This is a genomic window from Streptomyces sp. NPDC049813 (assembly GCF_044465085.1).
Lineage (GTDB): Bacteria > Actinomycetota > Actinomycetes > Streptomycetales > Streptomycetaceae > Streptomyces.
This window is the reverse complement of sequence record NZ_JBITLI010000015.1, coordinates 113,349-134,503: the sequence shown is the minus strand read 5'-3', so window position 1 is coordinate 134,503 and position 21,155 is coordinate 113,349. Positions and strand designations below refer to the sequence as shown.

Below are 21,155 nucleotides of genomic sequence, written 5' to 3'. Positions count from 1 at the left end.
ACCTCCGGTCGGGTACGGCTGATGACTTCGCCGACCAGACTTCCCGGCACACCCTGTGGACTGCTTACGCGTTCGTGACGCGTCTTCACCCTACCGGGTGTACCGGACGTGCCTGTTGATCATCACGATACGCACGGAACGGGCATCCGGCGCGCTCGCCGGATGCCCGTTCCGTCTGCCGCCGCCCTGGGCGGGGCGGCCGCTCAGTCCTCGCTCGGTGCTGCCGGCAGCTTGGTCTGGATGAGGTCCATGACGGAGGAGTCGGCGAGGGTGGTGACGTCGCCGACCGCGCGGTTCTCCGCGACGTCGCGCAGGAGGCGGCGCATGATCTTGCCGGAGCGGGTCTTGGGGAGTTCGGCGACGGGCAGGACCCGCTTGGGCTTGGCGATCGGGCCGAGTACGGAGCCGACGTGGTTGCGCAGCTCGGCCACGAGGCCTTCGTCGTCGGCGTTCGCGCTGGAGCGCAGGATGACGAAGGCGACGATGGCCTGGCCGGTCGTGGCGTCGTTGGCGCCGACGACGGCGGCCTCGGCGACGGCCGGGTGGGAGACGAGCGCGGACTCGACCTCGGTGGTGGAGATGTTGTGGCCGGAGACGAGCATGACGTCGTCGACCCGGCCGAGGAGCCAGACGTCGCCGTCGTCGTCCTTCTTGGCGCCGTCACCGGCGAAGTACTTGCCTTCGAAGCGGGACCAGTAGGTGTCGATGAACCGCTGGTCGTCGCCCCAGATGGTGCGCAGCATGGAGGGCCACGGTTCGGTGAGGACGAGGTAGCCGCCGCCTCCGTTGCCGACCTCGTGGGCCTCGTCGTCGACGACGGTCGCGCAGATGCCGGGCAGGGCGCGCTGGGCGGAGCCGGGCTTGGTCTCGGTGACGCCGGGCAGCGGCGAGACCATGATGGCGCCGGTCTCGGTCTGCCACCAGGTGTCGACGATCGGGCAGCGGTCGCCGCCGATGTTCTTGCGGTACCAGACCCAGGCCTCGGGGTTGATCGGCTCGCCGACCGAGCCGAGCACGCGCAGGCTGGACAGGTCGAACTTGGCGGGGATGTCGTCGCCCCACTTCATGAACGTGCGGATCGCGGTGGGCGCCGTGTAGAGGATGCTGACGCCGTACTTCTGCACGATCTCCCAGAAGCGGCCCTGGTGCGGGGTGTCCGGGGTGCCCTCGTAGATGACCTGCGTCGCGCCGTTGGAGAGCGGCCCGTAGGTGATGTACGAGTGGCCGGTGACCCAGCCGATGTCGGCCGTGCACCAGTACACGTCCGTCTCGGGCTTGAGGTCGAAGACGGCGTGGTGGGTGTAGGAGGCCTGGGTGAGGTAGCCGCCGGAGGTGTGCAGGATGCCCTTGGGCTTGCCCGTCGTGCCCGACGTGTACAGGATGAACAGCGGCTGCTCGGCGTCGAACGCCTGCGGGGTGTGCTCCGCCGACTGGCGGCCGACGACGTCGTGCCACCACACGTCCCGGCCCTCGGTCCAGGCCACGTCCTGCTTGGTGCGCTGCACGACGAGGACCTTCTCCACCGACACGCGGGTGAGGGCCTCGTCGACGGCGGGCTTGAGCGCGGAGGGCTTGCCGCGGCGGTAGCCGCCGTCGGAGGTGATGACGACCTTGGCGTCGGCGTCCTCGATGCGCTTGGCGATGGCGTCGGCGGAGAACCCGCCGAACACGACGGAGTGCGCGGCGCCGATGCGCGCGCAGGCCAGCATCGAGATGACCGCCTCGGGGATCATCGGCAGGTAGACCGCGACCCGGTCGCCCTGCTGGACACCCAGCTCGGTCAGCGCGTTCGCCGCCCGGCTGACCTCGTCCTTCAGCTCGGCGTAGGTGATCGCGCGGCTGTCGCCGGGCTCGCCCTCGAAGTGGATCGCGACCCGCTCGCCGTTCCCGGCCTCGACGTGCCGGTCGACGCAGTTGTAGGCGACGTTCAGCTTGCCGTCCTTGAACCACTTCGCGAACGGCGGGTTCGACCAGTCAAGCGTCTCGGTCGGCTCGGTCTCCCAGCTCAGGCGGCGGGCCTGCTCGGCCCAGAAACCGAGCCGGTCAGCCCTGGCCTGCTCGTACGCCTCCGCCGTGACGTTGGCGTTCGCCGCCAGCTCGGCGGGCGGCGCAAAGCGACGCTCCTCCTTCAAGAGGTTGGCCAGGCTTTCGTTGCTCACGACATCTCCCTTACGGTGCTTCGCCGGGCGACCGTTGTGTCCCAAACCACAGCTCATCAGACGCCGCCCCCCGGTGACAAGGGGGGTCGGCGAATTGGTTTAGACCTGTAGACGGCTCCCGGCCGCAGGAGCCGGGAGCCGTACGGTCTCATCCGTGGCACGGGAGAGGGAGAGGCAGGGTTCAGCTCCGCGTGGCGCCGGTGACCTCGCCGCCGACCTCGCTCTCGTCGAAGGAGGCCGCGGCGACCTGTCCGAAGACGAGGTCGGACTCCTCCAGCAGGTAGGCCTGCGCCTCACCCACGTGGAAGTACATGCCGTGCAGCTCCAATCTGCCCTGCGCCAGGGCCGCGGCCACCGACTCGTGCGCCCGCAGGTGCTCCAGCTGCTGCACGACGTTGCCGAGGCTGAGCCGCTCGACCGCGTCCGCGGGCTCCCGGCCGGCGAGCCGGGCTCCGGGCAGCCCCTGGTCGGCGAGGCGCGCCAGGCTGGGCGTGCCGTGCCGCAGCCACCGCTTGAGCGGGGTGAGCGCCCCGGTCCCGGCGGGCGGAGTGCTCAACAGGGCCTGCATGGCCCCGCATCCGGAGTGCCCGCAGACGGTGATCGACTGCACCTTGAGCACGTCCACCGCGTACTCGATGGCGGCCGCCACCGAGTCGTCGCCGCTCTCGGCGCCGGGCAGCGGGACCAGGTTCCCCACGTTCCGCACGACGAAGAGGTCGCCCGGGCCGCTCGACGTGATCATCGATGTGACCAGACGCGAGTCGGCGCAGGTCAAGAAGAGCTGCGTCGGCTGCTGTCCCTCCTTCGCCAGCCGGGCCAGCTCCTCGCGGACCAGCGGGGCCGTGTTGCGCTGGAACGCGCTGATCCCGCTGGCCAGATGGTGCCCGCCGCGCGGCGGGGCGGTCTCGGGCGCCGGGTCGGAGGGGCGGTCGCAGTGGTGGTTGCGCCACGGCGTCCAGGGGCGGCAGCAGGAGTGGCTCGCGCTCGCGGGCTCGGCGATCCGCTGCCCGCCGCGCCCCGCCAGCTCCACCTGGCCGCCCTGCGCGGTGTGTGTCTTCTCCCAGTCCTGCAGGGCCTCGTACGCGGCATGGTCCATGAATGATCCGTCCAGCTCCACGACGCACTGCGCGCCGTGCGGTACTTGGTGCAGCACCCGGCTGAGCCGCGGCACCGCGAGGAACGTCAACTGCCCGCGCACGCGCACATGGTGGCCGCCCCGCGCGTCCTCCTCGTGGGTGATGCGGGTGCGGGCGAGGCGGTGGAGCGCGACGGCGACGGCCACCGCGACCCCGAGCCCCACGCCTTGGAGAACGCCGAACACGACGACACCGAGGGTGGTCACCACGTAGACCAGGACCTCACGGTGGCGGGTGACCGTGCGGATGTGGTGGAGCGAGACCATCTGGATGCCGACCGCCATCACCAGGGCGGCGAGCGAGGCGAGCGGGATCAGCTCCAGGACGGGGACCAGGAGCAGCGTGGCCGCTACTACCCAAACGCCGTGCAGCATCGTGGAGTTCCGGCTGACCGCGCCCGCGTTCACGTTCGCCGCCGAGCGGACCGCGACCCCCGCGACGGGGAGCCCGCCGAGCGAGCCGGAGACGATGTTCGCCGCGCCCTGGCCGAGCAGCTCCTTGTTCAGGTTCGAGCGGCGGGCCGCGGGAGGCAGGTCGGGGCGGGAAGCGGCCAGCTTGTCGACGGCGACGGCCCCGAGCAGCGACTGCACGCTGCAGACCAGGGTGGTCGTCAGGACGGCGGCGGCGATCCCGAGGACGGGCCCGTCGGGCAGCCCGGCGAGCGCGTGGCTGCTCCAGGAGGGCAGGTCGACCGCGGGCAGGCGCAGGCCGAACAGGGCGGTGGCGGCGGTCGCCGAGGTCACCGCGACGAGGGCCGCGGGCACCTTGCGCAGCAGGCGTCCGGCCCGGCCCGGGATGCGTGGCCAGGAGAAGAGGACGGCGAGGGTGAGGGCGCTCACGCCGTAGGCGGCCGGCTGGGCGTCGGCCAACTGGGCCGGGAGCGCCGCCAAGTTGTCGAGGACCGCGCTTTCGGGGGTGCCGCCCAGGACGATGTGCAGCTGGGCGACGGCGATGGTGATGCCGATCCCGGCGAGCATGCCGTGGACGACGGCGGGGCTGACGGCGAGCGCCGTGCGGGCCACCCGCAGGCAGCCGAGGCCGAGCTGGGCGAGGCCGGCCATGACGGTGATCGCGCAGGTGGTCCGCCAGCCGTAGCGCTGGATGAGCTCGGCGGTCACGACGGTGAGGCCGGCCGCGGGGCCGCTGACCTGGAGCGGGGCGCCGCCCAGCAGGCCGGCGAGGAGTCCGCCGACGGCGGCGGCGACGAGGCCCGCCTCCAGGGGGGCGCCGGTCGCCAGGGCGATGCCGAGCGAGAGGGGCAGGGCGATGAGGAAGACCGCGATGGAGGCCGACAGGTCGGCCCCCGCGATCCGGAAGCGGCGGCGGGGCGCCGGTGGGGGGCTGTGCGCCGTGCGGGCGGTGGCTGTGGGCTCGTCCGTCCGGTCGGGGTCACTGGCGCGGGTGGGTACGCAAGCTGTCATGGATCCCGTCTCCTGAGGGGTGCAGCGCGGTCGCGGAAGGTGGGGGACCCCGAAGCGGTGGGCGGGGTCGATTTCGCGGCCGTGGTTCACGGCGTGCAGCGGCGGGAGGAAATACAACACTCGGTAAATGGACCGTAATGCAGAGTAAAGCTTGGGGTCGGATAAATGGGGCAAATGGCCTAAGCATTCACCCCATGGAGCTATTCGTAATTTAAGTCGGCTTGTCGTACTAATACTCCGCGATCCTCGTGCGACGTTGACGGGGCCGCCCGTGCATCCGCGGGCGGCTCCCGCAGTTCACCGTCTTGCAGGCCGACTCCAGAAAGTAGGTGGGCGGAAGATGGCCGCCACCCAGAGGATCGCCACCCTGAGGATCACCGCGGCCGTCGCCGCCACCGCGGCGTGCGCCGCGGCCCTCGCGGGGTGCGCACACCCGGACACACCCCCCGTCCGCGACCCGGGCGCGGGCGGCCCGAAGAAGGCCGCGCCCGCCGCGCCCGCCGCCGTCCGGCTGATCGGCGACGGCTCGACCGCGTACACCGGCCGGCAGCCGCACCTGCCGACCGCCAAGCGGCTCAGACCCGGACAGAAGCCCCCGCAGTTCGTGGTCTTCTCCTGGGACGGGGCCGGGGAGGACAGCCAGCGGCTGTTCTCGCACTTCCGCGAGGTCGCCAAGAAGAACCACGCGACCATGACGTACTTCCTCAGCGGCGTGTACCTGCTCCCCGGGGCCAAGAAGGAGCTCTACCACCCGCCGCAGCACTCGCCAGGACGTTCGGACATCGGCTTCAACGACGTCAAGGGGATCAAGGACACCGTCGAGCAGCTGCGCGGCGCCTGGCTCGAGGGCAACGAGATCGGCACCCACTTCAACGGCCACTTCTGCGGCAGCGGCGGGGGTGTCGGCGAGTGGTCGGTGGACGACTGGAAGAGCGAGATCCAGCAGGCCAAGTCCTTCGTCAAGGCGTGGAAGACGAACACGGGCACGCAGAAGGCGGCGCCGCTGCCCTTCGACTACGACAAGGAACTCGTCGGCGCCCGCACCCCCTGCCTCGAAGGGCAGAAGAACTTCATGCGCGCCGGCCGCGACCTGGGCTTCCGCTACGACACCAGCGGCGTCAACAACCAGCTGTGGCCCAAGAAGAAGGAAGGCCTGTGGGACCTGTCCATGCAGCTCGTCCCCTTCCGCGGGCACTCCTACGAGCAGTTGACCATGGACTACAACTTCATGGTCAACCAGTCGGGCACCACCAAGGGAGACCCCGCCCGGCACGCCTACTGGGGTGACCAGATGCGCGACAGCCTCCTGGCGGGCTTCGATCGCGCCTACAACGGCAACCGCGCGCCGCTGCTCATCGGCAACCACTTCGAGTCCTGGAACGGTGGTGTCTACATGCGGGCCGTCGAGCAGACCGTCGAGACGGTCTGCTCGAAGCCGGAGGTCCGCTGTGTCTCCTTCCGCCAGCTGGCGGACTGGCTCGACGCCCAGGACCCGAAGACCCTCGACAAGCTGGCCGCGCTGGAGGTCGGGAAGGCGCCCGAGCACGGCTGGGACGCCCTGCTCGCCGACAAGCCCGCCCCGGCGTCTCCGGCGGCCCCGGCCTCCTCAAAGGCGTCGGCCGCCACGTCGTGAGGCCGGTCAGACCGATGCGGTGACGCTCTCCTGAAGGACGAAACCGGGGTCGATCTGCGCCACCAGATCGGCTCCGGTCCGCTCGTTGCCCCAGCTCTGCGCGTTCTTCCGGTGGAAGTGCACCATCTGGCGCGTGTACCGCTCCCAGTCACGTGCCTCGTATGTCGCGTCGACGGCGGCCTGGAGTGTCCGCAGGGCCGCTTTGTTGGGCTCCTCCAGGAGGTCGAAGCGCGGCGGGCGCCCCTTCTCCATGGCGCGCACCCAGTCCGATTGCCCGGCGGTGACGAGCAGGTCGTCCCCGATCTCCGCGCGCAGGAAGTCGAGGTCGCCCTCGTCCCGCACCTTGTTTCCCACCACCTTCAGTGCGACGCCGAAGTCGCGGGCGTACTCCCGGTACTGGCGGTAGACGGAGACGCCCTTCCGTGTCGGCTCGACGACGAGGAAGGTCATGTCGAAGCGGGTGAACATGCCCGAGGCGAAAGAATCGGAGCCCGCGGTCATGTCCACCACCACGTACTCCCCCCTGCCGTCGACGAGGTGGTTCAGGCAGAGCTCCACCGCCCCGGTCTTGGAGTGGTAGCAGGCGACACCGAGGTCGGCCTCGGTGAAGGGTCCGGTGACCATCAGGCGCACGGTGGCTCCGTCGAGTTCCACCGGCCGCGCGCAGGCGTCGTAGACCGGATTGTTCTCGCCGACGCGCAGCAGCCGCGAGCCCTCCCCGGGCGGTGTCGTCTTGATCATCGTGTCGGCCGAGGCGATCCGCGGGTTCGAGCCGCGCAGGTACTCCTTGATGAGCGGCAGACGTGCGCCCATGGCGGGCAGCTCGGCCGCGACCTCCTCGTCGAGGCCGAGCGCGGCTCCGAGGTGCTGGTTGATGTCGGCGTCGACGGCGACGACCGGGGACCCGGTGGTGGCGAGGTGACGGATGAAGAGCGAGGACAGCGTGGTCTTGCCGCTGCCGCCCTTCCCCACGAAAGCGATCTTCATGTTCACCTAGCGTAGTGGTGTGACTCCGCGGAGTACCGGTTCCGCGTGAAGAAGACCACTCCTTCGTGGGGGGCGGGCCCCCGGCCCGTAGGGTCGTACTCATGAGTACGACAGCCGATCCCCTTGCCACGCTCGGCACGCTCGCGGGCGTGAGCGACTCCGTGGACTCTGTGCGCAAGGCCGTGGACCGGGTCTACGGACACCGGGTCATGCGGCGCCGCAGCAACGAGGTCACCTCCGAGGCCGCGCTGCGCGGCGCGCGCGGCAGCGCGGCGCTCTCCGGCGCCGACTGGGCGCTCGAAGAGGTGCGCAGGCGCACCGACTTCAGCGGCGGGGACGGCGACGACCAGGCCCCCGCGGTCGGCGCGGCACTGCGGCTGACCGCCGAGGCGGGCCAGCTGCTGTCGATCTGGCGGCAGTCGCCGCTGCGCGTGCTCGCCCGGCTGCACCTGGTCGCGGCCGCCGAGCACGGCGACGCCGTCGGGCGTCCGCGCACGGCGGGCGAGCCGGTCGACGAGCCACTGATCGAGCTTCCGCTGCCGGCGGCCGACGAGGTGGCGGGGCGGCTCGAAGGGCTCGCGCAGCTGGTCATCGGCGGGACCTCGGCGCCCGCGCTGGTGAGCGCGGCCGTGGTCCACGGCGAGCTGCTGGCGCTGCGCCCGTTCGGCTCGCACAACGGCCTGGTCGCGCGCGCCGCTGAGCGGGTCGTCCTGGTGGGCAGCGGCCTCGACCCCAAGTCGATCTGCCCGGCGGAGGTGGGCCACGCGGAGCTGGGCCGGGCGGCGTACCTGGCGGCGCTCGAAGGGTATGTCTCCGGCACGCCGGAGGGGATGGCGGCGTGGATCGCGCACTGCGGCAAGGCCGTGGAGCTGGGGGTCCGGGAATCCACCGCGGTGTGCGAGGCGCTCCAGCGCGGCGCCGCCTGAGCCGGTCGGCCGGACGGCTTCGGACGGCCCCGGGCAGCCCCGGACAAAGGGATGCGGCGGCACGATTCCTCGTACCGCCGCTGGCATGAAGCGCTGGGTTACCAAGCGTCCTCGAGATATGCCCATCAGGTCGGGACGTTGCCCGTGGCCTGGTGCGGCTGGCCCGTAATCGACGGGTCGACGTCGCGTGGGTGCCCGGCGTTCATGCTTCGGTCCGTGGGGCCTTGTTGCGGTTGAAGGTGATCCTCTCGGATGTCCCTGGTCTCGCGGGCCGTTGATTCCTTTGTACTCCTCCCCTGAGGGAAGCGGAAGCCCGGGCCGCACTTCTTTACTTTTACGGTCAAGTAGTGGCGAATCGGGCGCCTGCGGCGTGCGTCCGTCCTGCGGCTGGGAACCGCCGGTCGCCCTTCTGCCGGCCCCGCCGCCGGAAGCCGCCTAGGTGTATTGATCACGAGCGTTGTTGACACCGGCGGGTCTTGAACATGGCGAAGACCTCCGATGTGGTGGAGCTGTCTAGGAACACACCGCACGGAGGTCTTCGTGTCCCACCGTAATGCCCGGCTGACTCTTCATGGCAGGCGACTGCTCGTCGACCGTGTCGGCTCAGGCCGTCCCGTCGCTCATGTAGCTGCTGAGATGGGCATCTCGCGAGCCACGGCCCACAAATGGATCCACCGGTGGCGCCGTGAAGGCGAGGCCGGGCTGGTCGACCGTTCCAGTCGGCCGCACCGCACACCCCACCGCACCTCGGCCACGATGGAGGACCGGGTGTGCCGGCTGCGACGGGATCGCAAGCTCGGACCAGCCCGCATCGGCCCGGTTCTGGGCCTGCCCGCCTCCACCGTTCACCGCGTCCTGACACGCCACGGCCTCAACCGCCTGGCCTGGATGGACCGCCCCACCGGAGCCGTGATCCGCCGCTACGAACGAGACCGCCCCGGCGAGCTCATCCACGTCGACGTCAAGAAACTGGGCCGGATCCCCGACGGCGGCGGGCACAAGGTCCGCGGGCGCGAGGCGGGCCGGCCGATCCGCGGCATGGACTTCGACTACGTCCACTCCGCCGTCGACGACCACACCCGCCTCGCCTACAGCGAAATCCACCCGGACGAGAAGGTCGCGACCTGCGCGGAATTCCTCACCCGCGCAGCCGCCTTCTTCCACGCCCACGGCATCCCCCGCATCGAGCGTGTCCTGACGGACAACGCCTGGGCCTACCGCAAGGGCCTGGCCTGGAAGAACGTCCTGGCCGAACTCGGCGCGAGCGGCAAACTCACCCGCGCCTACCGGCCACAGACCAACGGCAAAGTCGAACGCTTCAACCGCACCCTCGCCGATGAATGGGCCTACCTACGGCCCTACACCTCCAACGACGAACGCACAGCAGCCCTGACAGACTTCCTCCACACCTACAACCACCACCGCTGCCACACCGCACTCGGCGGCCAGCCACCGATCAGCCGTGTCAACAACGCTGCGGGTCAAAACACGCCCTAGGAGGCTGCGGCCGTCCGGCGTCGGCTGGCGTACCAGACGAGCCCCGCGGTGGCCGCCGCGGCGCCCACCGCGGCCGCCGCGACCAGGGCCGGGCGGGACGGGGCGGAGAGGTTCGGCAGTCGCTGCTTGAGCCGGACCGGCTTGTGGAAGTCGAGGATCGGCCACGCGCGCGCGAGGGCCTCGCGGCGCAGCGCCCGGTCGGGGTTGACCGCGTGGGGGTGGCCCACGGCGCTCAGCATCGGCAGGTCGGTCGCCGAGTCGCTGTAGGCGTAGCACCGCGCGAGGTCGTACCCCTCGGAGGCGGCGAGCTCCTTGACGGCGTCCGCCTTGGTCGGCCCGTAGGCGTAGTACTCCACCTCGCCCGTGAAGCAGCCGTCCCCGCCGACGACCATGCGCGTGGCCACCACCCGGTCGGCGCCGAGCAGCCCGCCGATCGGCTCGACCACCTCGGCGCCCGACGTGGAGACGATGACGACGTCCCGGCCGGCCCGGTGGTGCTCCTCAATCAGGGACGCCGCTTCGTCGTAGATGATCGGGTCGATCAGGTCGTGCAGCGTCTCGGCGACGATCTCCTTGACCTGCTCCACGTTCCACCCGCGGCACAGAGCCGACAGGTACGCGCGCATCCGCTCCATCTGGTCGTGGTCGGCGCCGCCGGCGAGGAAGACGAACTGCGCGTACGCGGTGCGCAGCACGGCCCGGCGGTTGATCAGCCCGCCCTGGTAGAACGACTTGCTGAAGGTGAGCGTGCTCGACTTAGCGATGACCGTCTTGTCCAGGTCAAAGAAGGCTGCGGCGCGCGGCATGGAGTGGGGCAAGGACTGGATTTCCACGAGTTTGAGCATAGGCGCCCACCATTCGGCGTAAGCTGTGGCGTGTGGGTTTGCTTGAGAAGCCTCTCGGGTACACCATGGAAGTCACGGATCGTTCGCGACCGTGCTAACCCCGATCTGGCTCCTCCCCCCCCGAGTCAGATCGTGGGGACGACCCCCGCTCTCCCCCCCGGCGGGGGTCGTCGCATGTCCGGACCCGTTTTCGGGTCCTTTTTTCATGCCCGCGCGCCGGGTGGTCCGGGTGGTTCGCGCGGGGACGCCCGGACCGCCCCCGGGCTGGAGCCGTCACACACCGTGACCATAGGGCTGCTCTGGGGAAGTTTTACGTCGGCTCCGTCTTGTCACCGGTATGGGTGATGGGGATATTCACAAGCCTTCTCGTGTCCACAGTTATTGACCAAGATCCCCACGATTTCCCGGATCGCTGCACGGTGATTCCACACGCGAAGTCCGGGCCGGTGTTCATGGCCGGTTCGTTATGGCCGGGCCCTGCCGGGGCGGCCGGTATTCGGCGGTGCGGCGCCGGGCCTCGCGTGGTCGGAGCGCTCGCGGGTGCGGGCGGACGCGGAGGCGCGCGGAGGCGTGCGCGGAGACGGGGGTCGGATCGTGGTGGAGGCCAGGGCAGGAGAGACGCGGCGGGTGCGCCGCGCGCCGTTGATCGTGACGGAGGACGTGGAGCTGCTCGACGACCTCCTGCGGCTGTGTGCCGCGGCGGGCGTGCGGCCCGAGGTCGGACACGGGGCGCCCGAGGGCAGGGGCGGCTGGGAATCGGCGCCGCTGGTGCTGGTCGGGGACGACGCGGCGCCGCGGCTGCGGGGAGCGCCCCGGCGGCGGGGCGTCGTGCTGGTGGGACGGGATCAGGACGATCCCGGGGTGTGGCAGCGGGCCGTCGAGATCGGCGCCGACCACGTGCTGATGCTGCCCGACGGAGAGCAGTGGCTGATGGACCGGATCGCCGATGTCGCCGAGGGCGCGGGCCGCCCCGCGCTCACCGTCGGCGTGCTCGGCGGCCGGGGCGGAGCGGGCGCCTCCACCTTGGCCTGCGCGCTGGCGGTGGCCGCCGCGCGGGCCAGCCGGCGCACGCTGCTCGTCGACGCCGATCCGCTCGGCGGCGGACTCGACGTGCTGCTCGGCGCCGAGGCGGTGGAAGGCCTGCGCTGGCCGGCGTTCGCCCAGTCGCGAGGGCGCGTCGGCAGCACCGCGCTGGAGGAGTCACTGCCCCGGCTGCATGATTTGCGGCTGCTCAGCTGGGACCGCGGCGAGCCGGCCGCGGTGCCGCCCGAAGCGGTCCGCGCGGTGCTCGCGGCGGGCCGCCGCCGGGGCGGGGTCGTCGTGGTGGACCTGCCGCGCCGCGTCGACGCCGGGTCGGTGGAGGTGCTGGCCCAGCTCGACCTCGCGCTGCTCGTGGTCCCTCCCGAGCTGCGCGCGGTCGCGGCGGCGCGGCGGGTGGCCGGCGCGGTCGGGATGGTGGTGCGGGACCTCCGCGTGCTGACGGCGCCAGCGTCGGGGGCGGCGGCGCTCGACGCGGAGGAGGTGGCCCGGCTGCTGGGGCTGCCGCTCGCGGGTGAGGTGCCTGTGGACGGGCGGGTGTCGGCGGGGCGCGGCGAGGGGCTCTCGGCTGGGCTGGGGCTGAGGTCGGGGCCGGCCGGGACGGGGTCGGGCGCCGGGATGGCCATGGGCGGGCCGTTGGGGCGGTTCTGCGCGGCGTTCTGGGAGCGGATGCCGGTGGGGATGGAGGAGGGGGCGGCGGGGTGAGAGGGGGCTCTGGGTGAGCGGGAGTGGGTCGGGGGGAGGGGCTGGTCTTGGTGGGGGTGTGCGTGGCGGGTTGCGAGGGGCTCGGGGTGAATGGGAGTGGGGCGGGAGGCAGGGCAGGGGCTGGTCTCGGTGGGGGTGTGCGTGGCGGGGTGAGAGGGGTTCGGGGTGAGTGGGAGTGGGCTGGGAGGCAGGGGCTGGTCTTGGTGGGGGTGAGCGTGGCGGGTCGAGAGGGCGTGGTGAGCGTGGCGGTGGTGCCGTGGAGCGAGAGGGATGCGGGGGAGCGGGGATGAGTGCTGTGGTGGGGGCGCGGATGTTGGACGGCGTGCGCCAGTGGCTCGCCGAGAACGGGGCGGAGGCGACGCCCGCGCGGGTCGCGGAGGCGCTGCGGGCGCAGGGGCGGATCCTGGGGGACGCCGAGGTGTTGGGGGCGGCGGGGCAGTTGCGCTCCGAGCTGGTCGGGGCGGGCCCCTTGGAACCGCTGCTCGCGGACGCGTCCGTGACGGACGTCCTGGTCTCGGCGCCGGATCAGGTCTGGGTCGACAGAGGCGGCGGTCTGGAGCAGGCCGGGGTCTCCTTCGAGAGCGCGGCGGCCGTACGGAGGCTGGCGCAACGCCTCGCGGCGGTGGTGGGCCGGCGGCTCGACGACGCCCGGCCCTGGGTGGACGCGAGACTGCCCGACGGGACGCGGCTGCACGCGGTGCTGCCACCGATCGCGGTGGGCTGCACGTGCCTGTCGCTGCGGGTCGTGCGGCCACGCGCGTTCACGCTGGAGGAGCTGGTGGCGGCGGGCACGGTGCCACCAGGCGGCGATCGCGTGCTGCGGGCGTTGCTCGACGCGCGGCTGTCGTACCTGATCAGCGGCGGGACGGGCAGCGGCAAGACCACCCTGCTGAGCGCGTTGCTCGGTCTGGTCGGGCCGCAGGAGCGGATCGTCCTGGCCGAGGACTCCGCCGAGTTGCGGCCGGACCACCCCCACGTGGTCCGGCTGGAGGCGCGGCCCGCCAACCAGGAGGGGGCCGGGGCCGTCGACCTGGCGGATCTGGTGCGGCAGGCGCTACGCATGAGGCCCGACCGGCTGGTGGTCGGTGAGGTGCGCGGCGCGGAGGTCGTCTCGCTGCTCGCCGCGCTGAACACCGGGCACGAAGGAGGCAGCGGCACGCTGCACGCCAACGCGGCGAGCGACGTCCCGGTCCGCCTGGAGGCGCTCGGGACGGCGGCGGGGCTCGACCGGGCCGCCCTGCACAGCCAGTTGGCCGCCGCGGTGTCGGTGGTGCTCCATCTCGTACGGGACCGGGGCGGGCGTCGGCGGGTCGCGCAGGTCCATGTGCTGGAGCGGGACGCGGCGGGGTGGGTGCGGACGGTGTCGGCGCTGGAGTGGGGGGAGCGTGGGTTCGCACCGGGGGACGGGTGGCCGCGGCTCGCGGAGTTGCTGGGGGTGCGGACGCTGTGCGGCTCGCAGTGGTGACAGGGGTGTTGGTGACGGTGCTGGGCGTGGGGGCAGTGTTGTGGGCCGCTCGGTGTCGGGAGGCAGAGGTGCGGCGGGCCCGGGCGGTGCTGGGCGGCGGGGTCGGTGTGGAGGTGCCCGGGTGGCGGGACCGGGTCTGGTGGTGGGTGGAGTGGGTCCGGGCGCGGCCCGAGTGGGGGTGTGCGGTCGCCGGAGCGGTGATCGGGGTCGTCGGAGCGTCGCCGTTGCCACTTCTGTTCGGACTCTGTGTCGTGCCCGGGGTGGCGCGGGCGCGGCGGGCCCGGGAGGCGCGGCGGGAACGGGAGCGGCGGGGGGACGCGGTGATCCGGCTGTGCGGGCTCATGGCCGGCGAGGTACGGGCCGGGCGCCAGCCGGGTGAGGCGCTCGCAGTCGCGGTGCGGGAGTCGGACTCGCTGCCCGGGGCGAGAGGGGCGGTGGTGGTGGCCGCGGCCCGGTTCGGCGGGGACGTGGCCGGCGCTCTGCGGGAGGCGGCACGGCAGCCGGGGGCGGAGGGATTGCACGGGCTCGCGGCGTGTTGGCGGGTGGCTGTGGACAGGGGCGCCGGGCTGGCGGCGGGGCTCGACCGGCTGGCCGGGGCGTTGCGGGCGGAGCGCGACCAGCGGGCCGACCTTCAGGCGCAGTTGGCGGGCCCCTGGTCGACCGCGGTGATGCTCGCCGGGCTGCCGGCGCTGGGGTTGCTGCTCGGCTCGGCCATGGGCGCGCAGCCGTTGCGGGTGCTGCTGCACACCGGGGCGGGGGTGGGGTGCCTGGTGGTGGGCGGGGTGTTGGAGGCGGTGGGGATGTGGTGGGCGGTGCGGATCGTGCGGGGGGCGGAGGGGTGAGGGCGGGCCAGGTGGGGTTCGCGTAAGTGGCCGCTTTGGAGCGGGGGCCACCGACTGGGGGCCGTGGAATGAGGGCCGTGGGACGAGGGCTCTGGGGCGAGGTCCGTGGGACGAGGGCCGGGGGACGAGGGCCGGGGGACGAGGGCTCTGGGACGAGGTCCGTGGAACGAGGGCCGTGGAACGAGGGTTTCGGCGCGAGGGAGGGAGAGGTGATGGGGGTTTTCCACAGGCTGGGGGTAGTGCTGTGTGTCGCTGTGTTGGCGGTCTGGTTGGTGGCGGAGGTCGCGGCGCGGCGACGGGAACGAGCGGTGCGACGACGGATGCGGATCGTCCTGGGGGTGGCTGAGTCGCGGCCCGGGCGGCGTTCGTGGGGGATGCCGGTCGTGCTCCGGCGCTGGGCTCCGGTGGGCGGGGCGGTAAGCGCGGGTTACGTGGTGGTGGGTGGTTGGCCCGGGCTGGCGACCGGGATGGTCGCGGGGGTCGTCGTCCGCAGATGGTGGCGGGAGCGAGAGGCGGGGGCGAGCAAGGCGTCGGTACGAGGCGCGGCTGAGCGTGCTGCGGCTGAGCGGCAACTCCCGCTCGTAGCAGACCTCTTGGCGGCCTGCGTCGCCGCGGGGGCGGAACCGGTGGCCGCCGCGCGCGTCGTGGGCGAGTCCGTCGGGGGGCCGGTCGGGCGGGCGATGGAGCGGGGCGCCGCGCAGATGCGGCTCGGTGGTGAACCGCGAGTGGCATGGCGGGAGTTGGCGGCAATACCGCGGGCTGCGGCGCTGGTCCGGCTGCTGGAACGGGCCGGCGAGTCCGGGGCCCCTGCGGCGGCGCCCGTGGCGCAGTTCGCCGCGGAGTGCAGAGCCGAACGAGGGCGCCGCGCGACAGCGGTCGCCCGCCGGGCAGCGGTGATCATCACGGCGCCGGTGGGGCTCTGCTTCCTGCCCGCGTTCCTCGTGATCGGGGTGCTGCCGGTGGTGATCGGCCTGGCGGACGGGGTGTTGGGGGGCCGCTGAGGGGAGGCAGGCGGGGGTCCGCCTCTGGGGGCGGGCGGAATGAGTGAGAGGTGAACGACGTTGATGGGTGAAGGGGTTGAGGTCATGACGGCTGGGATGCAGGGGACGCGGGGCTCGCGGGGTGTGGGGGGCCGGTGGCGTGTGCGGGGGGCGAGGGGCGTTCGGGGTGTGCCGGGTACGCCGGTCGTGCCGGGCGCAGAGGGGCGGGGCGGCGCGCACGAGGTGCGTGGTGGTGACGAAGTGCGGTCCTACGAGCGTCTGTTGGACCGTGCGAAGCGCCGGGCGCAGGTGGTTCGGTCGGTGCGCCGGGATGCGGGCATGGTCAGCGCCGAGTACGCCGTGGGGCTGATCGCGGCGGTGGGGTTCGCCGGGTTGCTGTACCAGGTGGTGACCAGCGGGGGCGTGCAGTCCGCGTTGGAGTCCCTGGTGGCGAAGGCGCTCCATGGCTCGTTCTGAGGCGATGCGGGGGTGGCGGCGGGACCGGGGCATGGTGACGGCCGAGGCGGCTGTGGTGTTGCCGGTGCTGGTGGCGTTCACGATGGCGCTGCTCTGGGGGCTGCTCGCGGCGTCGGCGCAGATCCGGTGCGTGGACGCGGCGCGGGCCGGGGCCAGGGCGGTGGCGCGGCAGGAGGCGCGGGGCACCGCCGTCGACGCCGCGCGAGAAGCTGCGCCGCGGGGTGCGCGGGTCGAGGTGAGCCAGGAAGGCGACCTGGTCCGGGTGACGGTGCGGGCCCGGGCGGCCGGCCCGGGCCCCCTCGGCGTCGAACTGAGCGCGCAGGCCGTGGCGGCGGCGGAGGAGACGGTGGGGGAGGCGTGAAGGGGGACGAGAGGGACGAGGGGAAGGGTGCCGTGGGGAGAGGCGCTGGGGGAGCCGGGCGGGGGGATGCGCGGGCGGGTTCGGCCCGGGGTCCCGCGCCTCGCCGACTGGGTGCGGCCCGGGGCTCCTCGCCCCGCCGACTGGGTGCAGCGCGGGGGCCCTCGCGCCACCGACTGGGTTCCGCCCTTGCCCCCGCGGCCCGCCGACTGGGTTCGGACCGTGGGTCCGCCACCGTGTGGGTGGTCGTGGCACTGGCGGCCGTCGGGGCGGTGTTCGGGGGCGTGTTGGCCATGGGCCAGGCGGTGGAGGCGCGGCACCGAGCAGGTGGCGCGGCCGATCTGGCGGCGCTCGCGGCGGCCGAGCACTGGATGGAGGGCCGCGCCGAGGCATGTGCTCTGGCCGGGCGTGTGGCGCTGGCCCAGGGTTCGAGGGTCGTCCGGTGCTCGGTTGCCGGGCAGGTCGCTGACGTTGTCGCGGCGGCTGGATCGGCCCCGTTCGCCGCGCAGGTCAGAGCCCGGGCGGGCCCAGCGGGTCCTCTGGGTCCAGCGGAACCGGGGGGACAGGGGGGATCGGCCGCGCCGAGCGCGGGGCGGGTCCATTGGGAGCGGCCACCTCTGCCGGTCCGGGCCCGCTAGGGGCCGCCGCTTCCGTCGATCCGGGCCCGCGCCCGTCGGCCGGGGCCTGCTCCGCCCTGCGGGGATCAGCCTCGTCGGCCGCGGTTGCTTTTGCTCCGCCGGGTTGCCCCGGACCGCCCGCGTCCGACTCGGCCGGGCCGAGTCCCGCCCCGCCGGGTCGCCCCGAGCTACCCGTGCCCGACTCCGCCGGGCCGAATTCCACCCCGCCGGGTTGCCCCGGACCGCCCGCACCCGACTCCACCCGGCCGAGTCCCGCCCCGCCGGATTCCCCCGAGCCACCCGCGCCCGACTCCGCCCCGCCGGACTCAACCCCACCCGCCCCCTTCAGCAGGGTCGTCAGAAGGCGGATCGCTCCGCGTTTGTGGAGGGGGTCGTTGCCGTTGCCGCACTTGGGGGACTGGATGCAGGAGGGGCAGCCGGCCTCGCACTCGCAGGAGGCGATGGCCGCGCGGGTGGCGGTGAGCCACTCCTCGGCGGTGTGGAAGGCGCGTTCGGCGAAGCCCGCCCCGCCGGGGTGGCCGTCGTAGACGAAGACCGTGGGCAGGAGCGTGTCGGGGTGGAGGGGGACGGAGACGCCGCCGATGTCCCAGCGGTCGCACGTGGCGAAGAGGGGGAGCATGCCGATGGAGGCGTGTTCGGCGGCGTGCAGGGCGCCGCCGAGGATCTCGGGGTTGATGCGGGCGGCGTCCAGCTGGTCCTCGGTGACCGTCCACCACACGGCGCGGGTGCGCAGCGTGCGGGGAGGGAGGTCGAGTTTGGTCTCGCCGAGGACCTCGCCGGTGATGAGACGGCGGCGGAGGTAGCCGACGACCTGGTTGGTGACCTCGACGGAGCCGTAGCACAACCGGCCTTCGCCCCAGGGGACTTCGAGGTCCGTCTCCAGGATGGAGATGGCCGTGGTGTCGCGGGCGGTGGTGGAGTAGGTGGGGTTGCCGGGTTCGACGAGGGCGACGTCGTCGTCGAGGTCGAGGTGCTTGACCACGTAGGTGCGGCCCTGGTGCAGGTGGACGGCGCCGTCGTGGACGGTGGTGTGCGCGGAGGCGGCGTCGACCGTGCCGAGGAGCCGGCCGGTGGCGGCTTCGACGATCTGGACGGGGTTGCCGCCCTCGCCGCGGATGTCCGCGAGGTCGGCGGCGGACTCGCGGCGCGTCCAGTGCCAGGCCTTGACCCGGCGGCGCAGCAGCTTCGCCGCTTCGAGCTGGGGGAGCAGCTCTGTCGTGGCCGGGCCGAACAGGGCGAGGTCCGGTTCCGTGAGGGGGAGTTCCGCGGCGGCGGCGCACAGGTGCGGCGCGAGGACGTACGGGTTGTCGGGGTCCAGGACCGTCGACTCGACCGGCTGGTCGAAGAGGGCTTCGGGGTGGTGGACCAGATAGGTGTCCAGCGGGTCGTCGCGGGCCACGAGGACGGCGAGGGCGCCCTGGCCGGACCGTCCGGCCCGGCCGGCCTGCTGCCACAGGGAGGCCCGGGTGCCCGGGTAGCCGGCGATGACGACGGCGTCCAGGCCGGAGACGTCGATGCCGAGTTCGAGGGCGGTGGTGGCGGCGAGCCCGAGGAGCTCGCCGGAGTGGAGGGCGGCTTCGAGGGCGCGGCGTTCCTCCGCGAGGTATCCGCCCCGGTAGGCGGCGACGCGGTGGACGAGGGAGCGGTCGATCTCGGCCAGGCGTTCCTGGGCGATGACCGAGATCAGCTCCGCGCCGCGGCGGGAGCGTACGAAGGCGACCGAGCGGACGCCCTGCACGGTCAGGTCGGTGAGCAGGTCCGCGGTCTCGGCGGTGGCGGTGCGCCGGACCGGCGCACCCTTCTCGCCCTGCATCTCGGTGAGCGGCGGCTCCCACAGGGCGAAGACGAGGTCGCCGCGGGGCGAGGCGTCGTCGGCGACCTCGACGACCGGCAGCCCGGTCAGACGGCCCGCCGCGACCGCGGGATCGGCCGCCGTGGCGGAGGCGAGGAGGAAGACCGGGGAGGAGCCGTAGCGGGCGCACAGGCGGCGCAGGCGCCGCAGGACCTGGGCGACGTGGGAGCCGAAGACGCCGCGGTAGGTGTGGCACTCGTCGATGACGACGTACTTGAGGGCTTTCAGGAAGGAGGACCAGCGCGGGTGGGAGGGCAATATCCCGCGGTGCAGCATGTCGGGGTTGGTGAGGACGTAGTTGGCGTACTGGCGTACCCACTCGCGTTCCTCGAAGGGGGTGTCGCCGTCGTAGACCGCGGGGCGGATCGCCGTGCCGAGCGGTTGTGAAAGTTCTTTCACCGATCGGCACTGGTCCGCGGCGAGCGCCTTCGTCGGGGAGAGGTACAGGGCGGTCGCGCCGCGCCCGTTCGGAGCCTCGGATCCGGCCAGCAGCTCCGAGAGGACCGGGACCAGATAGGCGAGGGACTTGCCGGAGGCCGTGCCGGTGGCGACGATCACCGATTCGCCGTCCAGGGCATGCTCCGCCGCGCGGGCCTGGTGCGCCCACGGATCATCGATCCCGGCCGCCTGCACCGCCGCGATGACCTCGGAACGGATCCGGTCCGGCCAGACTGCATGACGACCCGGACGAGGGGGCAAGTGCTCCGTATGAGTGATGCGCGCAGCCCTGTTCGGACCCGAGGCGAGCCGCTCCAGAACCGCCCCGGGAGAGGGGCGGGAGGCAGCGGACGGCAGGGGTCGGTCGGGTCGGTGTTTCTCGGCCATCGGCACCGAGTGTGTCACTGGCGTGACGGACAATGCCTCCAAGGCGTCGTGCACGCCTGCCGGTAAGTGATTGAATGCCATCGCGGCTGGCGAACCGTCCCGGGGGATCAAGCCGAGGTATCCCCGAGGGGCGACCGCTCGATAGCAAGGTGCTGGAGGATCCGTGGACCTGTCCCTGTCGACCCGTACCGTCGGCGATCGTACGGTCGTCGAGGTCGGTGGCGAAATCGATGTATATACCGCGCCCAAGCTGCGCGAGCAGCTGGTCGAGCTGGTGAACGACGGCAGTTTCCACCTCGTCGTCGACATGGAGGGCGTGGACTTCCTCGACTCCACCGGGCTCGGCGTGCTGGTCGGCGGGCTCAAGCGGGTGCGGGCCCATGAGGGCTCGCTGCGCCTGGTCTGCAACCAGGAGCGCATTCTCAAGATCTTCCGGATCACGGGCCTGACCAAGGTGTTCCCCATTCACACCTCGGTCGAGGAAGCCGTGGCGGCGACCGACTGACCTCGTTCAGTCGGTCAGGCCGGTCCGGTGGATCAGCTTGATGGCGGGGATCGGGCCTGGCCGGCCCGGTCCCCGAAAGCACGCCCGTACGACCGAGGGGGATGCATGGCCACCGTCGAACTCCGCTTCAGCCCTCAGCCCGAGCACGTCAGGACCGCCCGTCTCGTGGCGGCCGCAGTGGCGCGCAGGGCCGGGGTGGACGAGGCGGTCCTCGACGAGGTCAGGCTCGCCGTCGGCGAGGCGTGCAGCCGCGCGGTCGGGCTGCACCAGAGCAGCTCCATCCAGGCGCCGGTGCGCGTGGCGCTGATCGAGGAGGAGAAGCAGTTCTCCATCGAGGTCGGCGACGAGGCGCCCCGGACGGTGGCCGATCCCGGCGCGCCCGGTGCCCAGGGCGCCGACGAGCTGGAGGCGGAGGGCGAGGACGAGATGGGTCTCGCCGTCATCAGCGGGCTCGTGGACGATGTCGAGGTCACCGCGGACGAGTCCGGAGGTCTCCTTCGGATGACATGGCCGACCGCGCCGTTGACGCTGCCGTAGCACCTCCGTGGCTGCGTAGCCCGTAGCCGGTAGCCGGTAGCCGGTAGCCGGTCGGTAGCCGTAGCTCCCTAGCTCTGCCCCGGCTCCCTCTTCTGGCCGAGTCCCGGCCGCCCCAGCCGCTTCTTCCGGCCGAGTCCGGCCGCCCGAGCCCGCTCCCGCCCGCCGCCCGAGCCCACTCCCGCCGGCCCTCCGTGCCGGTTCTGGACGAGGTTCCTCCGAGGCCCCGTTCGCCCCTGCGTGGTGAACCGGGCCTCTTCTGCGTTCCCTGGGTTTCCTGAGACGAATTCCGCGCGCACCCGCCTTGCCCTGCGCGAACGCCCTCGCATCAC

16 protein-coding genes and 1 pseudogene are annotated in these 21,155 nt (G+C 72.7%); 12 read left to right on the top strand and 5 right to left on the bottom strand.

What is annotated here, in order from left to right; all coding sequences use genetic code 11:
• Window positions 1–203: 203 nt before the first annotated feature.
• Together acs and ACIBW6_RS27575 are read right to left on the bottom strand one after the other, a co-directional pair.
• Window positions 204–2,216, bottom strand: coding sequence for an acetate--CoA ligase (gene acs, locus ACIBW6_RS27580; protein ID WP_399064164.1), 2,013 nt, complete (start codon window positions 2,214–2,216; stop codon window positions 204–206).
• A gap of 124 nt (window positions 2,217–2,340) precedes the next feature.
• Window positions 2,341–4,716: a bifunctional SulP family inorganic anion transporter/carbonic anhydrase gene (locus ACIBW6_RS27575; RefSeq protein WP_399064162.1), complete on the bottom strand. Its 2,376-nt coding sequence runs from the start codon at window positions 4,714–4,716 to the stop codon at window positions 2,341–2,343.
• A 340-nt stretch (window positions 4,717–5,056) separates the two neighbouring features.
• On the opposite strand from ACIBW6_RS27575, the gene ACIBW6_RS27570 reads away from it, so the two are divergent.
• The gene (locus ACIBW6_RS27570) at window positions 5,057–6,349 is read left to right on the top strand and encodes a hypothetical protein (protein WP_399064160.1); all 1,293 of its coding nucleotides are present in this window, start codon (window positions 5,057–5,059) and stop codon (window positions 6,347–6,349) included.
• A 6-nt stretch (window positions 6,350–6,355) separates the two neighbouring features.
• Here ACIBW6_RS27570 and ACIBW6_RS27565 read toward each other — a convergent pair whose 3' ends face one another.
• On the bottom strand, window positions 6,356–7,336 hold the full coding sequence (locus ACIBW6_RS27565; protein WP_399064159.1) for an ATP-binding protein: 981 nt from the start codon (window positions 7,334–7,336) through the stop codon (window positions 6,356–6,358).
• A 101-nt stretch (window positions 7,337–7,437) separates the two neighbouring features.
• Between ACIBW6_RS27565 and ACIBW6_RS27560 the strand changes: the two genes are divergently transcribed.
• Complete coding sequence (locus ACIBW6_RS27560) at window positions 7,438–8,262, top strand: oxidoreductase (RefSeq protein ID WP_399064157.1); 825 nt, start codon at window positions 7,438–7,440, stop codon at window positions 8,260–8,262.
• 540 nt (window positions 8,263–8,802) lie between these two features.
• Complete coding sequence (locus ACIBW6_RS27555; protein WP_399064155.1) at window positions 8,803–9,759, top strand: IS481 family transposase; 957 nt, start codon at window positions 8,803–8,805, stop codon at window positions 9,757–9,759.
• Here the strand turns inward: ACIBW6_RS27555 and ACIBW6_RS27550 are convergent.
• Window positions 9,756–10,604 carry an HAD family hydrolase gene (locus ACIBW6_RS27550; RefSeq protein WP_399064153.1) on the bottom strand — a complete coding sequence of 283 codons (849 nt, stop codon included), beginning with the start codon at window positions 10,602–10,604 and terminating at the stop codon, window positions 9,756–9,758. The two genes, ACIBW6_RS27555 and ACIBW6_RS27550, sit on opposite strands and share 4 nt — an antisense overlap.
• Window positions 10,605–11,198: 594 nt before the next feature.
• On the opposite strand from ACIBW6_RS27550, the gene ssd reads away from it, so the two are divergent.
• The 7 genes and pseudogenes from ssd to ACIBW6_RS27515 form a co-directional block, all read left to right on the top strand.
• Window positions 11,199–12,347: a septum site-determining protein Ssd gene (gene ssd / locus ACIBW6_RS27545; RefSeq protein WP_399064151.1), complete on the top strand. Its 1,149-nt coding sequence runs from the start codon at window positions 11,199–11,201 to the stop codon at window positions 12,345–12,347.
• A gap of 286 nt (window positions 12,348–12,633) precedes the next feature.
• On the top strand, window positions 12,634–13,812 hold the full coding sequence (locus ACIBW6_RS27540) for a TadA family conjugal transfer-associated ATPase (RefSeq protein ID WP_399064149.1): 1,179 nt from the start codon (window positions 12,634–12,636) through the stop codon (window positions 13,810–13,812).
• Window positions 13,806–14,654: a type II secretion system F family protein gene (locus tag ACIBW6_RS27535; RefSeq protein WP_399064252.1), complete on the top strand. Its 849-nt coding sequence runs from the start codon at window positions 13,806–13,808 to the stop codon at window positions 14,652–14,654. The genes ACIBW6_RS27540 and ACIBW6_RS27535 overlap by 7 nt, the downstream gene beginning before the upstream one ends.
• Before the next feature lie 68 nt (window positions 14,655–14,722).
• Window positions 14,723–15,655 (top strand): type II secretion system F family protein, encoded by a 933-nt coding sequence (locus ACIBW6_RS27530; RefSeq protein ID WP_399064147.1) that lies wholly within the window; start codon window positions 14,723–14,725, stop codon window positions 15,653–15,655.
• A 318-nt stretch (window positions 15,656–15,973) separates the two neighbouring features.
• A complete protein-coding gene (locus tag ACIBW6_RS27525) occupies window positions 15,974–16,111 on the top strand; it encodes a DUF4244 domain-containing protein (protein WP_399064146.1) in 138 nt (45 codons plus the stop codon).
• A complete protein-coding gene (locus ACIBW6_RS27520; RefSeq protein WP_399064144.1) occupies window positions 16,098–16,472 on the top strand; it encodes a TadE family type IV pilus minor pilin in 375 nt (124 codons plus the stop codon). Before ACIBW6_RS27525 ends, ACIBW6_RS27520 begins: the two co-directional genes overlap by 14 nt.
• Window positions 16,469–16,939 (top strand): annotated as a pseudogene (locus tag ACIBW6_RS27515) (Rv3654c family TadE-like protein); the annotation flags it as partial. The gene ACIBW6_RS27520 and the pseudogene ACIBW6_RS27515, both read left to right, overlap by 4 nt.
• 40 nt (window positions 16,940–16,979) lie before the next feature.
• On the opposite strand, the gene ACIBW6_RS27510 reads toward ACIBW6_RS27515, so the two are convergent.
• Window positions 16,980–19,865 carry a DEAD/DEAH box helicase gene (locus ACIBW6_RS27510; protein ID WP_399064142.1) on the bottom strand — a complete coding sequence of 962 codons (2,886 nt, stop codon included), beginning with the start codon at window positions 19,863–19,865 and terminating at the stop codon, window positions 16,980–16,982.
• A gap of 82 nt (window positions 19,866–19,947) precedes the next feature.
• Here ACIBW6_RS27510 and bldG point away from each other — a divergent pair, with 82 nt between their 5' ends.
• Window positions 19,948–20,289, top strand: a complete 342-nt coding sequence (gene bldG, locus ACIBW6_RS27505; protein WP_003975386.1) for an anti-sigma factor antagonist BldG — start codon at window positions 19,948–19,950, stop codon at window positions 20,287–20,289.
• 105 nt (window positions 20,290–20,394) lie between these two features.
• Window positions 20,395–20,826 (top strand): ATP-binding protein, encoded by a 432-nt coding sequence (locus ACIBW6_RS27500; RefSeq protein ID WP_399064140.1) that lies wholly within the window; start codon window positions 20,395–20,397, stop codon window positions 20,824–20,826.
• Window positions 20,827–21,155: the final 329 nt, after the last annotated feature.

Excerpts from the sequence above, each read along its gene's own strand:
- ACIBW6_RS27510 (WP_399064142.1), bottom strand. The coding sequence starts at position 19,865 with ATGGCATTCAATCACTTACCGGCAGGCGTGCACGACGCCTTGGAGGCA.
- ACIBW6_RS27500 (WP_399064140.1), top strand. The coding sequence starts at position 20,395 with ATGGCCACCGTCGAACTCCGCTTCAGCCCTCAGCCCGAGCACGTCAGG.
- ACIBW6_RS27530 (WP_399064147.1), top strand. The coding sequence starts at position 14,723 with ATGAGGGCCGTGGGACGAGGGCTCTGGGGCGAGGTCCGTGGGACGAGG.
- acs (WP_399064164.1), bottom strand. The coding sequence starts at position 2,216 with ATGAGCTGTGGTTTGGGACACAACGGTCGCCCGGCGAAGCACCGTAAG.
- ACIBW6_RS27520 (WP_399064144.1), top strand. The coding sequence starts at position 16,098 with ATGGCTCGTTCTGAGGCGATGCGGGGGTGGCGGCGGGACCGGGGCATG.
- ACIBW6_RS27525 (WP_399064146.1), top strand. The coding sequence starts at position 15,974 with ATGGTCAGCGCCGAGTACGCCGTGGGGCTGATCGCGGCGGTGGGGTTC.
- ACIBW6_RS27560 (WP_399064157.1), top strand. The coding sequence starts at position 7,438 with ATGAGTACGACAGCCGATCCCCTTGCCACGCTCGGCACGCTCGCGGGC.
- ACIBW6_RS27565 (WP_399064159.1), bottom strand. The coding sequence starts at position 7,336 with ATGAAGATCGCTTTCGTGGGGAAGGGCGGCAGCGGCAAGACCACGCTG.
- ACIBW6_RS27575 (WP_399064162.1), bottom strand. The coding sequence starts at position 4,716 with ATGACAGCTTGCGTACCCACCCGCGCCAGTGACCCCGACCGGACGGAC.
- ACIBW6_RS27550 (WP_399064153.1), bottom strand. The coding sequence starts at position 10,604 with ATGCTCAAACTCGTGGAAATCCAGTCCTTGCCCCACTCCATGCCGCGC.
- ACIBW6_RS27540 (WP_399064149.1), top strand. The coding sequence starts at position 12,634 with ATGAGTGCTGTGGTGGGGGCGCGGATGTTGGACGGCGTGCGCCAGTGG.
- ACIBW6_RS27570 (WP_399064160.1), top strand. The coding sequence starts at position 5,057 with ATGGCCGCCACCCAGAGGATCGCCACCCTGAGGATCACCGCGGCCGTC.